The organism is Nocardia barduliensis (genome assembly GCF_013315795.1).
Taxonomy (GTDB): domain Bacteria; phylum Actinomycetota; class Actinomycetes; order Mycobacteriales; family Mycobacteriaceae; genus Nocardia; species Nocardia barduliensis.
Genome location: NZ_JABLTE010000002.1, coordinates 171,613 through 188,926, shown reverse-complemented (window position 1 = coordinate 188,926; position 17,314 = coordinate 171,613). Strand labels below are relative to the sequence as shown.

The window sequence follows — 17,314 nt, the reverse complement described above, 5'->3', positions numbered from 1 at the left end:
CCCGCGACCGCGCACCGATGGGCTCGATTCGCCAAATCAAGCTGGGCCGACTACCTCTTCCACGCACCCTGAAACCCCGCCTCACAGCAGGAATACCGCAACCTTCGAATATCGCCGTCCACCGGTTTGGGTCCGCGGGAACCACCACGGCTGGGCCCTCCTGCATCGGGTCGACGGCGTGCTGGGGCTGCTCGACGCGGACTTCGCCGCCCTCGCCGACTGGTTACACGGGTCACCGTAGGTGTGCCGCACGGGGGAACCTCACACTTCGGTGCGGTATTTCGTCGGACCGGTGAGAGCAGACGCGACCGGAGGAGCCGACCACACCATGACCACCCGATCCGAGCAGGCGGACGGCCGGGATGATCCGAGCCTTGGCGCGATCATGAGCGAGCGGCGCCAGCTGATCAACCTCGCGTACCGGCTGCTCGGCTCGCTTGCCGAGGCCGAGGACGTCGTCCAGGAGACCTACGCCCGCTGGTATGCCATGTCCCGGGCCCAGCAGGACGCTATCGAATCTCCCGGCGCGTGGCTGACGAGGGTCGCGGGTCGCATCTGCCTCGACCTGCTCGGCTCGGCACGCGCTCGCAGGGAGCGATACGTGGGCGAATGGATCCCCGAGCCGCTGCCCGAGCGCACGGAGTGGATCAGCGGCGGATCGCGTGGCGCCACCGACGACCCCGCCGACCGGGTCACCCTCGATGAGTCGATCAACATGGCGTTCCTGGTCGTGCTCGAATCGATGACCCCGGCCGAGCGCGTCGCGTTCGTCCTCCACGATGTTTTCGGTTTCTCCTTCGCCGAAGTGGCCGAGATCGTCGGCCGTACCGCCGCGGCCTGCCGCCAGCTGGCTTCGGCAGCCCGTCGGCGTGTTCGCGCGTCGCGAGGTCCCGCGGTTCCGGCGATCCAGCGGGCCGAGATCGTCAAGGACTTCCGGCAGGCGTGGGAAGCCAAGGACATCGATGCCCTGATCGGTCTCCTCGACCCCGATGCCACGGCGATCGGCGACGGCGGCGGCCTGGTCAGCGCCGTGCTGCGCCCGATCGAAGGTAGCGAGCAGATCGCGCGCTCGCTCGTCGCGGTGATGGACAAGGCGCCCGGCATGACGATCCTGCAGCGTACGGTCAACGGCCAGCCCGGACTGGTCACTCAGCAGGACGGCGTCACGGTGACGGTGATCGCGTTCGATTTCTCCGGTGACCGGATCACCCGCGTGTGGGCGGTCCGCAACCCCGACAAGCTCCGGACCTGGACGACGAGCTAGCGACGAGCACGTGCCTCGCGCGCAGCGCTCATTCACCGGTCAGCGTGGCCGCACGCAGTCGATGGCTGCCGTGGGCGGAGTTCGCGCCGTAGCTCGCACGCGGCGAGGTTGCCGGGTGCGGTGACGAACCCGCTGTCGCGACTGCCTTCGTGTTTCGGCAGGTCCGCGTACCGGCGCGATGGTCGAGAGCGGTCGCGGCACAGCAGCACAATCGACCACACGGTCGCGCACAGCAGCATGCCGTTGCGCATGGTCAGGACGATCACTCCCGGCCAGCTTCCGGTGGCGACGCGGTCGTAAAGGAATGGGAATTCCACCTGGGTCACCAGCGCCGTCGCCAGCACCAGCCCCAGTACAGGTCGCTGGGTGGTGTGCGAGTCGAGCGCGCAGACCGCGGCGACCGCCACGGCCCACACCAGATACTGCGGGCTGAGTACCCGGCTCGTCGCCGAGGCGAGCAGCACCGCGGCCAGCACGAGATCCGCTGCCGGTGGTCGCAGGCGCCACCAGATCACCAGCAGCACCGCGCCGCCGAGGATGGTGGCCGCCACGCATCCGCGGGCCACGGCGGACACCGCAGGCCCGGACAACTCCTCGGCCCCATAACGATGCACGATGCTCCAGCCGCCGTTCACCAGCCGGACGATCAATAGCGGTGTGGCAGCGACGGATTCGAGCTGCAATCCACGCTCCGACTGGAACCGAAGGAAAGACAACGCGCCCGGGCCCAACGCTGTCGATCCCACTGTTGCCGTCACACCGACGCAAGCCATCACCGCACTCATCCGCCACAGCGTTCGACGGCGCAATCCCAGCAGGACCACCACCGGCCACAGTTTCAGCAGTATTCCTACAGCGGCGGCCGCTCCGGCCGCGCCCGGTCGGCGCGTCGACCACAGCAGCGCCGCGACAGCCGTCGCGGCCACGATCAAATCGAATCGGCCATAACAGATTCGGCCCAGCAAAGCCACGCCCACCGTCCACAGCCACGGCCCGGCCTGCGCCGTCCTCCAGCCGTTGCGGCGCGCCGTGCGGATCAGCAAGCCCAATACGCCCGCGTCCGCCGCGGCGACCAGCGCGAAGAAGATCCAGTTGTAGCCGGGCCCGCCGCCGAGCAGCCAGGGCACCATCAGCAACGCGGCCGCTCCGGGCGGGTACTGCCACCGCTCGTCGTGCAGCGGGAAAGTGTTGTGGTAGAAGATGTATTCGGCCCACTCGCGGTACAGCGTCAAGTCCGCTGCCGAGGCATCCCAGATGCTGTGCGGCAGGATCGTCACCCCGGTGAACACCACCATCAGCATCCGGGTGACCACCCACACCAACCACAGCCTCGATACCGACGACAGCCCGCGCACAAGGCCGCAGCCTAACCATCGCGACTCCAGAACCGCACATCACGCAGGCACCGCCGAGCTGATGACTACCTACCGAATGCGTGAGCGGATAACCCGGTCAGCCGCGACGAGTCGTTCACGTTGCGAGAGTAGAAGATTTCACGAATGGCTGAGCCCTGCTATCGCTGGGCGCCGCTGGGCAATCGATGACGACGGCTTCGAGCGGCCGCGAGAGGAGCCTTGCGCGACCGGGAAACTCGCTCGATCCCGGTGAGATCGCGGCGCACCACGTGGTTTCGGTCGGCGAGCGAGCCCAGACTGTAGCGTGATTGCAGCCCGAACAGCTGGGTTCGGGTACGAGCGCTCCAGCGCCGGGCAGCGGCCGTGCGGGTGGTGTGGAAGGTCACCATGTAACCGCCCTCGTACAACCGCAGCAGCGAGTAGCCGACGGGATATTCCTTGATCGAGGCCACTTCGAGGAACTCGACCGGGATGGGAGCGTCGGGGCGGGTACGGCGGTTGCGATGCGTATGTCCGCTGTGGTGCAGGAACACACCCGGCGCGCGCCCGTAAAGCTGCTGCACGGTCCTGGCATCACGCCGGTTCAGCACGAAGCCGGGTCCGCCGAGGTTGCCCATCCCCGACTCCCGGGTCACCGGGTGGTGGCCGAAAACCATTGTGGGCCGGTCGGGTTCGTCGCGCAGCAGGTTACGCAGGCGAGCCATCTGCTCGCCGTCGATGCGGCCGCCTGCGCCATCCAGCTCTGTGGTGTCGAGGCCGATCACGCGCAGTCCGCCCAGGTCATAGCTGGACAGTCGCTGACGGGGCAGGAAGTGCGCGCCCCAGCAGTCGTGGTGGGCGCTTCCCGCCAGTCGCGGGCCCGACTGCCAGTCGGAGCCGACTCGGGGCCGGTCGTGGTTACCGCGGCACACCAACAGGTCTCGGCCGAGGTCGCCCCAACTGTCGAGGCGGCGCCGCAGGTCGCGACATTCGCTCGGTGTGCCGTCACTGGTGAGGTCACCCGCAAGCACCAAGTGGTCGACGTCGCGGTCCGGCGCGCGCACGTCGGTCAGCAGCGCGTCCAGCATCACCGCCGGATAAGGGGCCATCCCGGGCTCCTGCCGCACACCGGTCGGCAGCGCGGCCACGATCTGGCCGCTTACCTCCTCGCCGAAGTGCACGTCGTTGGCCAGTGCGAGAGTGCGCAGCAGTCGCCCCGGCGGCGGGGTGAGGGTGCGGAACTCGTGCCGCTGCTCGTCGTTCCACCAGCGCGTCGTCGAACCGGAGACTGCCCGCATGCCCCGCGAGCGGGCCTCCAACCGGTAGGGTCTGCCGGGTTCGAGGCCGCTGACTTCCACGTAGTGGAAGGCGGTGGGTGTGGCGTCGGTGTGCACGATCGGCAGCGGCTTGCGCGAATCCGCCGGTCCGAGTGCGAGTTCGGTATCGGCTGCGACCGGCCGCCAGCGCCCGACCGGGTCGGTCGCGGCGGTCGTCCAGCTGACCGCCACCGACTGATCGCTCACCGTGACGATCTCCAGATCCCGTGCTGTCATCGCGAGAGGCCGAGACGCGAGCAGCGCGAATCCGCCTACGGGGAGTGCGGCCGCTGCGGCGAGCGCGGTGAGCACGGTCCTGCGGGATGGCTCGTGGCAACCCATCGCAACCCCTGACGTCGGTCTCGCCGATGCATCGACGGGCTCGACGCTATCCAGGCAACCAGGCCACCCCGTGAACAACGGCTGAGCTGTGCCGGTCGGTTGGCCGCCGGTTTCCTGAATAGGCATCGGTGCGCGTCAGCCGCAGTTCACGGGCCATTCGCTCGGACCCGTTGTCCTCGGCGTGGCAGGGACCTGCGGGCCGAGCGGGCGCGCGTGGAGTTCACCGCCGAGGCTCGGCCGACGCGGGCCGCTATCGCCTCCATCGGCAGGGCCTCCACCGGTGACGCGTCCGTCAGCTGGTGAAGGGCTCGGGTCCGAATCGGCCCCAGACCACGTAGGCGGCCAGCGCGAGGTAGACCAGGTTCAGCGCGACGAATTTCAGGTCGCCGTCGCGGAAATGGATGACCATCGCGCCGACCATCAGCAAGACCCAGCAGACGGCAGTCACCGGAACCAGTACCGGGGCGATGTCGAGCACGGCGGGCAGGATCAGGCCGATCGCCGCCAGGAGTTCCAGCATTCCGAGCGTCTTGACGAAGCCCGCGCCGACGTGTGCGGTCCATCCCCCGCCGACGGCCTCGGCCAGTTTCTCCTTGGGCACGATTATTTTGGTGATGCCTCCGGTCAGGGCGACTGCGGCCAACAGTCCGGCAGCTATCCACAAACTGAGATTCATCTGGTCTCTCCTCGCAGGGGTCGGCGACTCCGAGGTCGGAGCCGCGATCAGGTCCTGCATGAGATGCCGGCGGCCCGATACTTGTGACGGCCCGTCCGGGTGATCCGCCTCACCAGGACGGTGGCCGCCTACGCGCGACCGCCGAACCCCAAGCAGCCATGCCTTCTTCGGCAACGCCGCCCCCTGCGGCGTGGCTATGGTCATGCACTTCGGGTGAAGCGATGCCGCCTCGGCGGCGGGTAGGTTCGGGCGCGGATCGAATCGGCTACCGTCTCGATGTCACAAAACGGCGGGGACCGGCGTCTGGTGGTCGACACAGTCAGCGTGAAGAGGAGCCACTCATGACCGGCACGTCACCGAACCCGCCCCGAACTCGCGACGGGAGCACGAGCCAGGACGACGCGAACCCCGCGACCGAGGCGTTCCTCGCCCACCGCAACCTGCTGTTCACCGTCGCCTACGAAATGCTCGGCTCGGCCGCCGATGCCGAAGACGTCCTGCAGGAGACCTGGCTGCGCTGGGCGGCCGTCGACCTCGACACGGTGCGGGATCAGCGGGCGTACCTGGTCCGGATCACCACCCGCCAATCCTTGGTCCGGCTGCGCACCCTCGGCCGCCGGAAAGAGTCCTACGTCGGCCCCTGGCTGCCCGAACCGCTGCTCACCGCACCGGACGTGGCCGAGGACGTCGAGCTGGCCGACAGCGTCTCGATGGCGATGCTGCTGGTGCTGGAGACGCTCACGCCCACCGAGCGGGCGGTGTTCGTCCTGCGCGAGGTGTTCGACGTGGGGTACGACGAGATCGCGGGCGCCGTCGACAAGAGCCCGGCCGCGGTTCGCCAGATCGCGCACCGGGCGCGGGCACACGTGGCAGCGCGCCGACCGCGCGGGGTCGTCTCCCCGGCCGAGACCCGGGACGCGCTCGAGGCATTCCAACGGGCGGTCGAAACGGGCGACCTGCAACGTCTTCTCGACATCCTCGCACCGGATGTCGTCCTGCTCGGTGACGGAGGCGGCGTGGTACAGGCGCTGGCCCGGCCCATCGTGGGCGCCGGCCGGGTGGGCCGCGCGCTCACTGTCGGGCTGGGCCGGTTCGCCGACGCGGTGTCCCTGCAACCGGCCCAGGTCAATGGCTGCCCGGCGCTGATCCTGCGCCTCGACGGGGAACTCGACACCGTCTTGGCGGTGCGTGTCGACGACGGTCTCATCACCGGGATCTACGCGGTGCGTAACCCCGATAAGCTGTCGCATATCCGGCAGGAGACAGCTCTGCGCCGCTGAACACTCCGCGAGGACGGGCGACCGATGGACCCACGACGGATCGAACTCAACCGCAGGCACAGCCGGGAGATGGGTTCGCTGTTCCATCAGTTCCTCGAAGCGCATCCGGATGTCGAAAGCGAAGTCCCGGCAGCAGCGATGACCGACGCCCAAGACGCCGCGTGGACCGCTTACAGCGCCGTGCTGTTCGCTCGCCACCAGGCCGAGCGATCCGCCCTCGCGGCGGAGATCGAAGCCGAGCAGCGACAACGCGACCAGCGGTGACCGGCGAACCGGCCGTGGCGACCCCTGTGATCGATGCGACTACTGCCGCTGACCGGGCGAGGTCGGTTGGCGCAGATACTGACCGAGCCGACCGGCCGCATCGATCATGGCGACTCCCTGTGCGGTGAGTTTGCGCTGCCAGTCATCGAGGGCGGCGGCCACTGCGGCGCCGCCGCCGGCCGTCCGGATCCGCTCGACCACCGTGGCGATGTATTCCAGCCCGTAACCCCCGCGTCTGAGAAGATGGGCGAGTTCGGCATCGCGGATGTCGTCCGCTCGGTAGACGCGGTATCCCGTCGACCGATCGCGTGCGGGGGTGAGAATCCCGGCGGCTTCCCAATTGCGCAGGGTCGCCGGGGTGACGCGGAGCCGGTTGGCGAGCTCACCGACGGTTCGGACCTCGGTGCGGGAATCGTCCGGCAGGGCACCGAATTTCGCGGTGAGGCCTGCGATCGCCTTTCGCACCGCGACCAGCGTCTCGTGGTCGCGCAGCAGCTGGTTGTGGCCGTGGTGGATGACCATCAGTGCACTGTCGAGTGCGCCGCGGTGCAGCTCGCGCATTATCCGGCCGGCGGGCGCGTGCCCAAACGCCGCGACGAGGGCGAGGTAGGTGCGCAGCGCCGCCGCGTGCACCTCGGTGTAGATCCGGTAACCGCTGCCGGTGCGCTCGGCCCGCGGGAGGAACCCGTCGCGCTCGTAGTTGCGGACGGCTTGGGTCGAGAGGCCGTGCTCACGCGCGAGGTCGGCAGGTCGGAAGCTGATCACCGTTTGAGACTCTAGACCACCTCGGTCCTGGTCAAACCGACGGAAGTCTCAACCGATTTTTCAGAGATACGATTGAGACACATGAGCTGTGACATCGACGACTTCCTCACGACACCCTGCGACCTGTTGGCGTTCGGTGAGCCGACGCATCGGGAACCCGCCTTCGCGTGGGTGCGCAACAGCCTGTTCGCGGATCTGGTCGATCGCGGCTTCCGGTCGATCGCCCTCGAGACCGATCGAGTGGCGGCGCTCGTCGTGAACGACTTCGTCCAGCATGGGGTGGGCACCCTCGACGCCGCGATGAGCGAAGGCTTCTCGCACGGCTTCGGCAGCCTGGACGCCAACAGGCACCTGGTCGCCTGGATGCGGGCTTACAACGAAAGCCGCCCGCAGGCAGACCGATTGGCTTTCCACGGTTTCGACGCTCCGATGGAGACGATGAGCGCGCCCAGCCCGCGGCGCTACCTCGAATACGCGCGCGCCTACCTGCGGCTCGACCTCGACTTCGGCGGCCTTCTCGGCGAGGACGAACAGTGGAGCCGCACCGAGGCGGTCCTGGACCCGGAGGCGTCGATCGGCGCCTGCGCCGAAGCAGGCGAGCTTCGCGTTCTCGCCGACGACATGCTCACCATGCTGTACACCCGCGCACCGGAACTGATCGCGGCGACCTCACGCGCCGAGTGGTGGAAGGCCGAGGCGCACCTCACCGCCTGCCTCGGCCTGCTGCGCTATCACAAACAGTCGGCGCAGCGGATCGATCGGTCTGCGCGGGTGTCGCGCCTGAGCGCCACGCGGGATGCGCTCATGGCGCAGAACCTCCTCGATATCCGACACGTCGAGGGCCGCCGGGGGCCGACCCTGGTCTTCGCGCACAACCTCCATTTGCGGCGAAACCCGAGCGCTATGCCTATGGCGGACATGGAGGTGAACTGGCTCAGCGCGGGGGCAGTCATCGACTCCCTGATAGGCGAGGGATACACCTTCATCGCGGGCAGCCTGGGTCGTAGCGAAGCCATCGGGCTGCACGAACCCGCGCCGGACACTTACGAAAGCTCCTTGCAGAGCAGGATCCCTACCTGGGGCCTGACCGTGCCCGCCGACGTCCCTGCCGCCCACACCCGCACCGACACCACCCCGGAGCAGGGATACTTCCCGCTCGACCGGGCGACTATCGACGCCGCCGACGCGATCCTGCACGTCAGTGACGGCACGGCCGTCCGGCCTGCACCGAACGCAGGGCGCGGCTGATCCGGATTCTCCCGAATCGGCCTGTGCGGTTCACCGAGCCGGTGTTCCGGGTTCGGCCGCCGTACGCGGACAGCCGAACCCGGGACACCGCCACGGTCGAGCCCCAGAGGTACTGATTCCTACGCGGCGCAGAACTCGTTGCCTTCCGGGTCTCGCATGACCCACCAGTGCCCGGCGGGTCCTTTGTCGAACTCGCGCACCCGGGTCGCTCCGAGCGCTTCCAGCCGGGTGACGAGTGCGTCGAGGCCGCCGGGCTCGCTGTGAATATCGAGGTGCAGACGGTTCTTGCCGGCCTTCTCCTCCGGTACGTCCTGGAACAGCAGCCGCCTCCCGCGGCCGACACCGCTGATCTCGTCGTACGGATCGTCGGGATGCCGGATCGCGGCGTAACCCCGGAAGATTTTGCGGCCGCGGTGCTCGGCTACCGCGTCCTCGCCGAGTTGCCCGGCGGCCAGCAATCGTTCGACGAGAGCGCTGGGGTCTTCTACCTCGTACTCCAGGGCCGCGCCCCAGAAGTCGGCGAGGGCAGGGGCGTCTCTGCTGTCGATGACCAGTTTCCAGTTCAATGCCATGCAACTTCCTACCATCGGGAACCGGGGTAGGACTCGGTCGGCACCCCGCCTCCCGGCCTCGGCCACCCACCGCGGCGTGGCGACCGGCTGTCGGTGCGCCCGAGCGGGCCACAGCGGCGAGATCGCACCGGTTCCCCAGCCGACCACCTGGTCAAGAGGGGTTTCCCGGAGGATTGCCATGCGCGGCGCCGCGGCGCGTCGCGTCCTCCGACGCTGTCGCCGAGGCATTCGTCTCCAGTGTCAGGACCACCGACAGCACGGGGGCGCACTGCACCCGCCTGCCACATTCTCGGCAAATCGACCGCGCCGCAATATCTTCCGATCGCACCGCGCGTCGCTCGTAGTTGGCCGGAGCGGCGATGAGCGCACCGGTCGGGTAACTCCGGGTGAACGGCGGGTGCGAGGCGAGCGCCCGCCGTATTCTGAATCAGTACGTAGAGCGGGGGTGATGTGCAAACGACATACTCCGTCGCCGCCTACCCCGAAGTCCCAATTTCCCAGGCGCGATCCACCGCGTTGGCGAAACAGCTTACCCCGCAACGGTTTTTGTCTCGTCTGTGATGTCCGTCTCGTTCGGAGTCGCAGGCCGTCCCGAGTGACGGCCTTTCGGCAGCAGGTCTCGTGCGGGTATTTTCGCGACCCCACAGCAATTCCTGGATCGATAGACCGCCGGTTGCCAAATGCGTTCTCAATCTTGAGGATTCGCTATCGATTGCTACAATCGAAACGTGCACCGTTAGCCTAGCTAATCAGTGGCAATACATCGACCCGGCCTGCCTCCCACCGCGGCTCGCCCGGAGTTCCTCCGCCACTGAAACAGGCGCACGATCCGTTGTCGGCAGTTCCAGGGAGTTCGCTATGGACAATCCGCACGTTCTGGTCATCGGCGGCGGCCCAGCCGGGTCGACCACCGCAGCACTGCTCGCCAAGTCGGGGGTCCGAGTGACCCTCCTGGAACGAGATAAGTTCCCGCGTTACCATATCGGCGAAAGCCTGTTGGCCTCGGTTCTGTCGACACTGCGCCTGTCCGGCGCCTACGACGCGGTAGCCGCCCACGGCTTCCAGATCAAACGAGGCGGCCATTTCCAGTGGCAGAACGACGATTGGCTGCTGGACTGGTCCAAGCTCGTCGACGCGGAAGCCTGGTCGTGGCAGGTCCAGCGCGACGTGTTCGACGATCTGCTGCTGCGCAACGCCGCCGAGCAGGGCGCGCAGGTGATCGAGCACGCCACGGTCACCAACGTGCTGTTCCAAGGCGACCGGCCCACGGCCGTCGAATGGACCGTCGAGGGTGACGACCAGGTCCACACCATCGAGGTCGACTTCCTCGTCGACGCCTCCGGCCGGGCCGGCGTGCTGGCCAAGAAGCAACTCGTCGAGCGCCAGCAGCACCCGGCCTTCCGGAACGTGGCGGTCTGGTCGTATTGGGAAGGCGCACACCTACATCCGGACAGTCCGGAAGGCGCGATCAACGTCGTGTCCACCCCCGAGGGCGGCTGGTTCTGGAACATCCCGCTCTCGAACGGCCGCCACAGCGTCGGCTATGTCGTCTCCGCGCGCAAAGCCGCCCCGAAACTGCGTGAACAGGGACGCGAGGCCTACTACCTGGAGACCATTCGCGACAGCGCGGCGATGGGCAAGCTGCTCGAAGGCGCGCGGCAGGTCGCCGAGGTCAAAGCGGAGCAGGACTATTCCTACAGCTCCGACCGGTTCTGCGGTCCCGGCTGGGTCGTGGTCGGCGACGCCGCCTGCTTCCTCGATCCGCTGTTGTCCAGCGGCGTGCACCTGGCGACGTACTCCGGCCTGGTCGCGTCGGCGGCGATCGCGACCATCCTGCGCGGCGAGCTGAGCGAGGCCGATGCCCTCGGCTTCTACGAGCACGCCTATCGACGGGCCTACACCCGGTTCCTGGTCCTGGTCTCCCGGATGTACGAGCAGTACGTCGGGTCCGAGGAATACTTCGCGCACGCGGGCACGCTGACGACCGGGCACAGTGGCGACACGAAGCAGGCCCAGTTCACCGAGATCATGGCGGGACTGACCGACATGGACGAGTCGTCGGGAGCACAGCAGCGCGCCGCGACCGAAACCATCATATCCGCGGCCGAACGACTACACGACGAGTCGGCGAATCTCGAATACATGGGTCACCTGGACATGTCCGTCGTGTGGGATCACTGGCGTGATCCGTTGGCCGACACCACGACCGGCGAACTGCGCATCACCACCGAGCCGGTCCTGGGCCTGACCGATCGGCCGAGGACCGACGAGGAAGTCGCCGCCGTGGCTCGCCCTGTCCTCCCACCGACGGCCGCCGGCGCCACCACCCACTAGCGCCGATTTCGGTTCGGACTTCCTGTGATGACCACCGCACGGAGCCGGTTGTGACGATCACGCACACCGGCCCCGAACCACCGGGTGATTGCCCGCCCGGTGGTTCGGGTCTCCGTAACCAGGACGGGGTCGAGCGATTCGGCCACCCGCTGACCAGGATGCTGCTGGGCAGCGACGACTTCACCACTCCCGCACTCGCGGCGATCGTGGGTTCCGAGTTGCAGATTCGGGTGCTGCGCCAGGACGAGATCGCGGCCGGCCGCTTGCCGGACGTCGTCACGAACGCCCTTGGTGTCTCCGGGGTCGATCGCGTCATCGTCCGTCGCTCGTGTCTGGTGAACGCCGAGCTGGTCACCGCGTCCGTCAACTACGTCGTCGCGGTGCGGGGGCCCGCGGCCGCGTCCGGAGTGGACGATGTGCGGGTGCCGATCGGGTCCGGCTTGATCTCCCGTGGCACGTCCCAGCGGCGGCACCTGCTGCGGACCGGCGTGACGAGATGGCCGGATGGCCGGTTGTGCGCGGCACGGTCCTACGTCATGCTGCTCGGCGATCGACCGGTCTGTTACATCCGGGAGTCGTTCAATCCCAGCATCGTTCCACCTGCCTGCACCGCCACGACCGATAGTGAGCCGACGTGGGCCGACGAACCGGAACTCGCGGAACCGGAATCGTTCACCTTCCCCACGGCACTGCCTCCCGGCGACGAGCGGACGGGCGCCGCGCCACCGCGTGGCTGCGTGCGGCGTTCCCGCTCCCTACCCGTGCCGGTCCACCCCGACGAGTGTGAGACGCTCACCGCCGATTTGGCGCGGGCAGCCCGCGGGCAAGGCTTCGTGCTGCACTTCGGCGGCAACGACGACCGATCCGCCGACCATTCTCCCGCGGTCGACGCGCGCCGGGCACTGATATACGCCGCGGCGGCGGTCATGGCGCACGGATCGGGCGTACCGGTCGTCGCCGTCGAACGAGCGGCCAGGCGGTATCCCCCACCGCGATGGATGCCGGACGTACTCGGCCCACTGGCGGCGTCTTTCGCCGGTGCGGCGACCGATGCCGGAAGCGATCCGGCCGGCCACGCGCCGGACCCGGCGCCGAAGAGGTCCACGCTCGCGACTCGTGACTACCGGCATGGCGATCACCTTCCGATCACGCTGTGTGTCGACATCCTGCGCCGTGCCGGAGATCGGTGCCACGACCCGCTGCGCCGCGATCTGCTCCGCGCGGTCGGCGGACTGCTGCCGCTCACCGCGATCGCCCCACCGGGCGCCCACGAACTGCACAGCTCCCTGGCGCCACCGCGCATCTCGGGCGAACCGGTCCTGCCCTACGCGGCGTTGCCTCCCCCACTCGGCGCCGACCGCAGGCGATGGGATCGTTCGGCACACCTGCTCTGGATCGGTGACCGGACCCGCGACGCCACGCACGCCGAGGTGCGGTTCGCGGCCGCCGTCGGCAACCCCGTTGCCGTAGCGCTCGGTCCCACCACCACCCCCCACGATGTCGAGTTTCTGTGCCGAACGCTGAATCCGCGGCGACAGCCGGGCAAACTCACGCTCGTCCCGCGCTTGGACGCCGGTGCCCTCGGCCGGCTTCCTGCGTTGTTCGACGCGGCTGCCGCGCGCGGCACTCCGGTCTGCTGGGTGTGTGATCCGATGCCGTCCGCCGCGCGTATCGGAGACGGCCGCATGCCAGTTCGCGCCGAGACCGTCATCGACGTTATCCGAGCGTTCTTCCAGACCTGCCGGGCCACCGGCACCGCGCCCGGCGGCCTGCATCTGGAATGCGCGCCCGAAACGGTCCTCGACCACGCCGAAGTGCGGGATGGGCCTCAGGCCCGCGACGATCGGCGAAGCCGCTACAGGCCCGGCCTCGATCCGGCACAGACACTGTGGTGTGTCGTCGCCGCACTCGAGTCACGTACCGCCTGATCCCCGCGTCCGGCTTCGCGACGGTTCCGCACGATGGCCTCCTCGCCTACGGGAAGACCTTCGGGTACGGCCGTTGTCCCGGCACCCGGGAGGCTGGTTCCCGTGCCTGGGAAGCATATTCGCGCATCCGGCCCGATCGGGTACCGTGCACTCGACGGCGCGGCCGCCGGACATTTCATGGCGCTCCATAATCGAGGCGAACCGAGCCTCCGCACGTTGTCGTCACTCGGGCGATCCGTAACTGCCCCGGGGGCATGCGCTGGGTGCGAAACTCATCCGGCCGCACCCTACGGGGGTCGGCATCCGAATCTCCGACCACCACGGCATACTGCTCAATTCGAGAAGAACAGCCGGTAAGTTCACAGGTGGTCTATCTCGATCCGGGCACTTACGGATTCCCCCGAGAGCCTGAATAGCCGACGCCGGAGAACTCGGCCGGCATCGACGCACTCTCCCCCGCTCGGACGCTGGCATGCGCATAACCTGTGCTGATACAGCGATCTTCCCGAGGTGCCGATACCCCGCCGCGCCCGCCGATCGCACGCCGCATCCCGGCGAGGAACGGTTGCCGCTCATGCACCGACCCGACGGTCCTACCGCACGCACGACCAAAGTCAGGAATAATTGTGGTTCACTTGTTGGGTATCACAAATCCGTGCGATTTGGGATGAGATCGCTACCCGTTCGTTATTCTTCGGGCGGGTACAGGTGAGGCGTCGGCCGGGCGGGCGGCGCCGTGTTGGAGGTAGGCGTTTCCAGCCGTGAGCAAGTGGTCTGAACTACGCACGTCCGTCGTGGGAATGGTGCGGTCGAGTCAGCGCGATGTCCGTGGTCGAGTGAGTGTGCGGGTGCGACTGCTGGCGATCGTGCTGATCTCCAGTGTCACACTGCTCGCGATCGGGGTCGGGGCGGCGGGTTACCTGGTGAAATCCGCTCGGGACGCGGAGGAATGGGCGGAGCTGGCCAGCAGCACCACAGCGCCCGCCATCCTCATGGTGCAGGCGTTCCAGGAGGAACGCCGGTTGTCGCTGTTGCATCTGGCGGGTGATGCCGAGGTCCGGCCCGCGCTCACCGCGGCGCGGCAGCGCTCGGACGCCGCGCTGGCGGCGGTGATCGACAAGGGCGACGCCGCCCGCAAACTCAATCCCGGCGGCTCCGCCTCCGATATCGAGGGCTACAACAAGCTGTTCGCCATGGTTCCCACGATACGAACCGGAGTCGACGCGCAGCAGGCGCCACCCAACGATGTCTTCGTCATATTCAGCCAGGTCATCGGCACGATCGTGGCCGCATCGATGCTGGCCGCCCGGGTGGCGCCGAAGGCCGACATCGCCATCGAGCTCGGCAATGGTGTCGAACCCCTGCGAGCTGCCGAGGCTTTGTCGATGGCCGACACACTGGGCGCGGTGGCGTTGACCCGCGGCGAACACACGCCTGAGCAACTGACCGAATTCAATCGGTTGGTCGGTGAATTCCGCAGCCAGGTCGCCTATTCCAGCCGCGTGCTGAAGGGCGCGCGGCTCGCCCAGCTCGAGCAGATCACCGCTGGACCGGCCTACCAGAAGGTGATCGCGATGCAGGACGCGGTGATGGCGCGCGGACCGGTGGAGGCGGGCAGCGACTTCGACGACTCCACGCGCTCCACCGACGGCACCGGCAGAACCCAGGGCGCCCGCTCGACATCCGCCGCCGCCGCGTTGCCCATGGGCGTCGCAGCCTGGCAGGAGGCGTCCGGACAGGTCGGGTCGGCCCTGCTGAAGGTGTGGGACGACCAGAGCCGCGACGCGCACGTCATCGCCCGCGAGCTGGGCGACCGGACCGCGCGGCAGTCGCTGCTCGGCGGCGCGGCGGTGTTGCTGGTCGCGACACTCGCCTTCGTCGCGGCACTGGTCCTGGCCAATCGGTTCATCGGGCGGATGCGCCGATTGCGGCGCGACACGTTGGAGCTGGCGGATCAGCAACTGCCCGATCTCATGCACCGGCTCGGCCGAGGCGAGAGCCTGGACTCCGAGCATGAGCTGCCCCGTCTCGATTTCGGCACCGACGAACTGGGGCAGGTGGCCGACGCCTTCAACCGCGCGCATGTCGCGGCCGTGGCGGCCGCGGCGGCGGAGGCGAAGACGCGCGCGGGCGTCAACGCGGTGTTCCTCAACATCGCCCATCGCAGCCAGGTCGTGGTGCACCGGCAGCTCGCACTGCTCGACCAGGCCGAGCGCAAAGAGGAGAACGCCGACCAGCTCGAACTGCTGTTCCAGCTGGATCACCTGGCGACGCGGGCTCGGCGCAACGCCGAGAACCTCATCATCCTCGGCGGGGAACAGCCGGGGCGGCGCTGGCGCAAGCCGGTCCCGGTGCTGGACTTGGTCCGGGCCGCGGTCGCGGAAAGTCTCGACTACACCCGCATCCAGATCGGCAGGCTGCCGGATGTCCAGGTATCCAGCAACGCCGTGGCCGACCTGATCCATCTGATGGCCGAGCTGACCGACAACGCGACAGCGTTCTCACCGCCGCAGGCGCGCGTCGAGGTGTCCGGCGTTGTGGTCGGGCGGGGTGTCGCGGTCGAGATCATCGATCAAGGTCTGGGCATGTCGGACGCCGACTTCACCGCGCGCAACGAACTGCTGTCCAACCCGCCGGATTTCAGTGTGGTGACCCTGTCGAGTGAGACCCGGCTCGGCTTGTTCGTGGTCGCGAAACTGGCCCACCGCCATGGCGTTTCGGTGCGATTGGGCGAGTCGGTGTACGGCGGCGTGCGGGCCGTGGTGCTGCTTCCGAGCGCGCTTCTGCAGTCGGAGACGGGGCCACGCGAACAGAACGACAGTGGCCCGGTCGAACCTTCGGAGACACTCGTGCCCGACAACGCATCGCCTCAGCCACCTCCGGTCCCGCAACGATCGGCGTGGTTCACCCCGGCCTCCGAACAGCCCCCTGCGCCCGGCGCGTACGGCGACCGTCGCGAATTCGGCCCGGACACCGCACCGTATTCCGAGCCCGCACCGGATACCCGGCCGCCGTTACCGCGACGCCGCAGGCAATCCCCCGAGGAGCAGGCGGCGGCGCCCGCCGCAGCCCCGGTTCGGCAGCGGACCGCCGACGAGGCACGCAATCTGATGAGTGCCATCGAGAGCGGAACCCGCCAGGGACGCCGGAAGCGTCCCGACCTCGACTAGTCCGCATCACCCCACCATCGGAAGGCGACGATGACTACTTCCCAGGGAATCGGCCTCGGTTGGCTGCTCGACGAGCTGGTCACCGGACTGGTCGGAGCCCAGTCCGCGGTGCTGCTGTCCTCGGACGGGCTCCTGCTGGGCCATTCGAACCAGTTGGACAAGGCCGACGCCGAGCGGTTCTGCGCGATGGCTTCGGCATTGCACAGCCTGTCCCGCAGCGTGGGCCACCATTTCGACGCCGGTGGCGTCTGTCAGACCGTGGTGGAATTGGACCGGGCGGTGCTGTTCGTCACCGCGGCGGGCACCAACGCGTGCTTGGCGCTGCTGGCGTCCGAGACCGCCGACATGGGTATGGTGGCCTACGAGATGAACCAGACGGTGCACCGAGTCGGAACACATCTGTCGGTCGACAAGCGTCCGCATCCACCCGCTTCGACACAGCCATGACCTATCCGCACGATCCCTGGTACGAAGAAGAAGCCGGACCGTTGGTCCGGCTCTACGCCATCACCCGTGGCCGGGGTCGTGCCGCGCGACGGGAACTGAATCTGACCACCCAGGTGGTCGACGCCGCGCCGGGCACCGCCCTGCGGCGCACCGAGCCGGAGTACGCCGCGATCGTGCAGCTGTGCCGCACCCCGCAGTCGGTGGCCGAGGTGTCCGCGCGGCTGCACCTGCCCCTGACGATGACGAAGGTCCTGCTCGGCGATCTGCTCGACGACGGCCGGCTGATCTGCCGGGCGCCCCAGCCCGCGATGGGGTCGGAGTCGGATCTCGGTCTACTGCGCGCCGTACTCGACGGCATTCGAGCGCTGTGACCG

14 protein-coding genes are annotated in these 17,314 nt (G+C 68.3%); 9 read left to right on the top strand and 5 right to left on the bottom strand.

What is annotated here, in order from left to right; all coding sequences use genetic code 11:
• The first annotated feature begins 328 nt into the window (after positions 1-328).
• On the top strand, positions 329-1,264 hold the full coding sequence (sigJ, locus tag HOV91_RS02195; RefSeq protein WP_174183709.1) for an RNA polymerase sigma factor SigJ: 936 nt from the start codon (positions 329-331) through the stop codon (positions 1,262-1,264).
• A gap of 32 nt (positions 1,265-1,296) precedes the next feature.
• Here the strand turns inward: sigJ and HOV91_RS02190 are convergent, their stop codons facing one another.
• From HOV91_RS02190 to HOV91_RS02180, 3 genes are all read right to left on the bottom strand, one after another.
• Entirely contained in the window at positions 1,297-2,583 is a 1,287-nt protein-coding gene (locus HOV91_RS02190; protein ID WP_174183708.1) for a glycosyltransferase family 87 protein, read from the bottom strand.
• A 194-nt stretch (positions 2,584-2,777) separates the two neighbouring features.
• Positions 2,778-4,151: a metallophosphoesterase family protein gene (locus HOV91_RS02185; protein ID WP_246349686.1), complete on the bottom strand. Its 1,374-nt coding sequence runs from the start codon at positions 4,149-4,151 to the stop codon at positions 2,778-2,780.
• Between the two features lie 397 nt (positions 4,152-4,548).
• Positions 4,549-4,932 (bottom strand): DoxX family protein, encoded by a 384-nt coding sequence (locus HOV91_RS02180; RefSeq protein ID WP_174183706.1) that lies wholly within the window; start codon positions 4,930-4,932, stop codon positions 4,549-4,551.
• 341 nt (positions 4,933-5,273) lie between these two features.
• On the opposite strand from HOV91_RS02180, the gene HOV91_RS02175 reads away from it, so the two are divergent.
• Together HOV91_RS02175 and HOV91_RS02170 are read left to right on the top strand one after the other, a co-directional pair.
• The gene (locus HOV91_RS02175) at positions 5,274-6,212 is read left to right on the top strand and encodes an RNA polymerase sigma-70 factor (protein WP_174183705.1); all 939 of its coding nucleotides are present in this window, start codon (positions 5,274-5,276) and stop codon (positions 6,210-6,212) included.
• Positions 6,213-6,236: 24 nt separating this feature from the next.
• Positions 6,237-6,476, top strand: a complete 240-nt coding sequence (locus tag HOV91_RS02170; RefSeq protein WP_174183704.1) for a hypothetical protein — start codon at positions 6,237-6,239, stop codon at positions 6,474-6,476.
• 39 nt (positions 6,477-6,515) lie between these two features.
• Here the strand turns inward: HOV91_RS02170 and HOV91_RS02165 are convergent, their stop codons facing one another.
• On the bottom strand, positions 6,516-7,241 hold the full coding sequence (locus HOV91_RS02165) for a MerR family transcriptional regulator (RefSeq protein ID WP_174183703.1): 726 nt from the start codon (positions 7,239-7,241) through the stop codon (positions 6,516-6,518).
• Between the two features lie 81 nt (positions 7,242-7,322).
• Between HOV91_RS02165 and HOV91_RS02160 the strand changes: the two genes are divergently transcribed.
• Positions 7,323-8,489: an erythromycin esterase family protein gene (locus tag HOV91_RS02160; protein WP_174183702.1), complete on the top strand. Its 1,167-nt coding sequence runs from the start codon at positions 7,323-7,325 to the stop codon at positions 8,487-8,489.
• 119 nt (positions 8,490-8,608) lie between these two features.
• On the opposite strand, the gene HOV91_RS02155 is transcribed toward HOV91_RS02160, so the two are convergent.
• On the bottom strand, positions 8,609-9,061 hold the full coding sequence (locus HOV91_RS02155; protein ID WP_174183701.1) for a VOC family protein: 453 nt from the start codon (positions 9,059-9,061) through the stop codon (positions 8,609-8,611).
• A gap of 858 nt (positions 9,062-9,919) precedes the next feature.
• On the opposite strand from HOV91_RS02155, the gene HOV91_RS02150 reads away from it, so the two are divergent.
• The 5 genes from HOV91_RS02150 (at position 9,920) to HOV91_RS02130 (ending at position 17,311) form a co-directional block, all read left to right on the top strand.
• A complete protein-coding gene (locus HOV91_RS02150) occupies positions 9,920-11,395 on the top strand; it encodes an NAD(P)/FAD-dependent oxidoreductase (RefSeq protein ID WP_174183700.1) in 1,476 nt (491 codons plus the stop codon).
• 50 nt (positions 11,396-11,445) lie between these two features.
• Positions 11,446-13,323, top strand: a complete 1,878-nt coding sequence (locus HOV91_RS02145; protein WP_174183699.1) for a 3-deoxy-7-phosphoheptulonate synthase — start codon at positions 11,446-11,448, stop codon at positions 13,321-13,323.
• Positions 13,324-14,084: 761 nt separating this feature from the next.
• Positions 14,085-16,493, top strand: a complete 2,409-nt coding sequence (locus tag HOV91_RS02140) for a sensor histidine kinase (protein WP_312884428.1) — start codon at positions 14,085-14,087, stop codon at positions 16,491-16,493.
• Between the two features lie 30 nt (positions 16,494-16,523).
• Positions 16,524-16,940: a roadblock/LC7 domain-containing protein gene (locus tag HOV91_RS02135; protein ID WP_174183698.1), complete on the top strand. Its 417-nt coding sequence runs from the start codon at positions 16,524-16,526 to the stop codon at positions 16,938-16,940.
• Positions 16,937-17,311, top strand: a complete 375-nt coding sequence (locus tag HOV91_RS02130) for a DUF742 domain-containing protein (RefSeq protein WP_174183697.1) — start codon at positions 16,937-16,939, stop codon at positions 17,309-17,311. The genes HOV91_RS02135 and HOV91_RS02130 overlap by 4 nt, the downstream gene beginning before the upstream one ends.
• Positions 17,312-17,314: the final 3 nt, after the last annotated feature.

Excerpts from the sequence above, each read along its gene's own strand:
- HOV91_RS02170 (WP_174183704.1), top strand. The coding sequence starts at position 6,237 with ATGGACCCACGACGGATCGAACTCAACCGCAGGCACAGCCGGGAGATG.
- HOV91_RS02150 (WP_174183700.1), top strand. The coding sequence starts at position 9,920 with ATGGACAATCCGCACGTTCTGGTCATCGGCGGCGGCCCAGCCGGGTCG.
- HOV91_RS02185 (WP_246349686.1), bottom strand. The coding sequence starts at position 4,151 with ATGACAGCACGGGATCTGGAGATCGTCACGGTGAGCGATCAGTCGGTG.
- sigJ (WP_174183709.1), top strand. The coding sequence starts at position 329 with ATGACCACCCGATCCGAGCAGGCGGACGGCCGGGATGATCCGAGCCTT.
- HOV91_RS02175 (WP_174183705.1), top strand. The coding sequence starts at position 5,274 with ATGACCGGCACGTCACCGAACCCGCCCCGAACTCGCGACGGGAGCACG.
- HOV91_RS02135 (WP_174183698.1), top strand. The coding sequence starts at position 16,524 with ATGACTACTTCCCAGGGAATCGGCCTCGGTTGGCTGCTCGACGAGCTG.
- HOV91_RS02130 (WP_174183697.1), top strand. The coding sequence starts at position 16,937 with ATGACCTATCCGCACGATCCCTGGTACGAAGAAGAAGCCGGACCGTTG.
- HOV91_RS02160 (WP_174183702.1), top strand. The coding sequence starts at position 7,323 with ATGAGCTGTGACATCGACGACTTCCTCACGACACCCTGCGACCTGTTG.
- HOV91_RS02155 (WP_174183701.1), bottom strand. The coding sequence starts at position 9,061 with ATGGCATTGAACTGGAAACTGGTCATCGACAGCAGAGACGCCCCTGCC.
- HOV91_RS02180 (WP_174183706.1), bottom strand. The coding sequence starts at position 4,932 with ATGAATCTCAGTTTGTGGATAGCTGCCGGACTGTTGGCCGCAGTCGCC.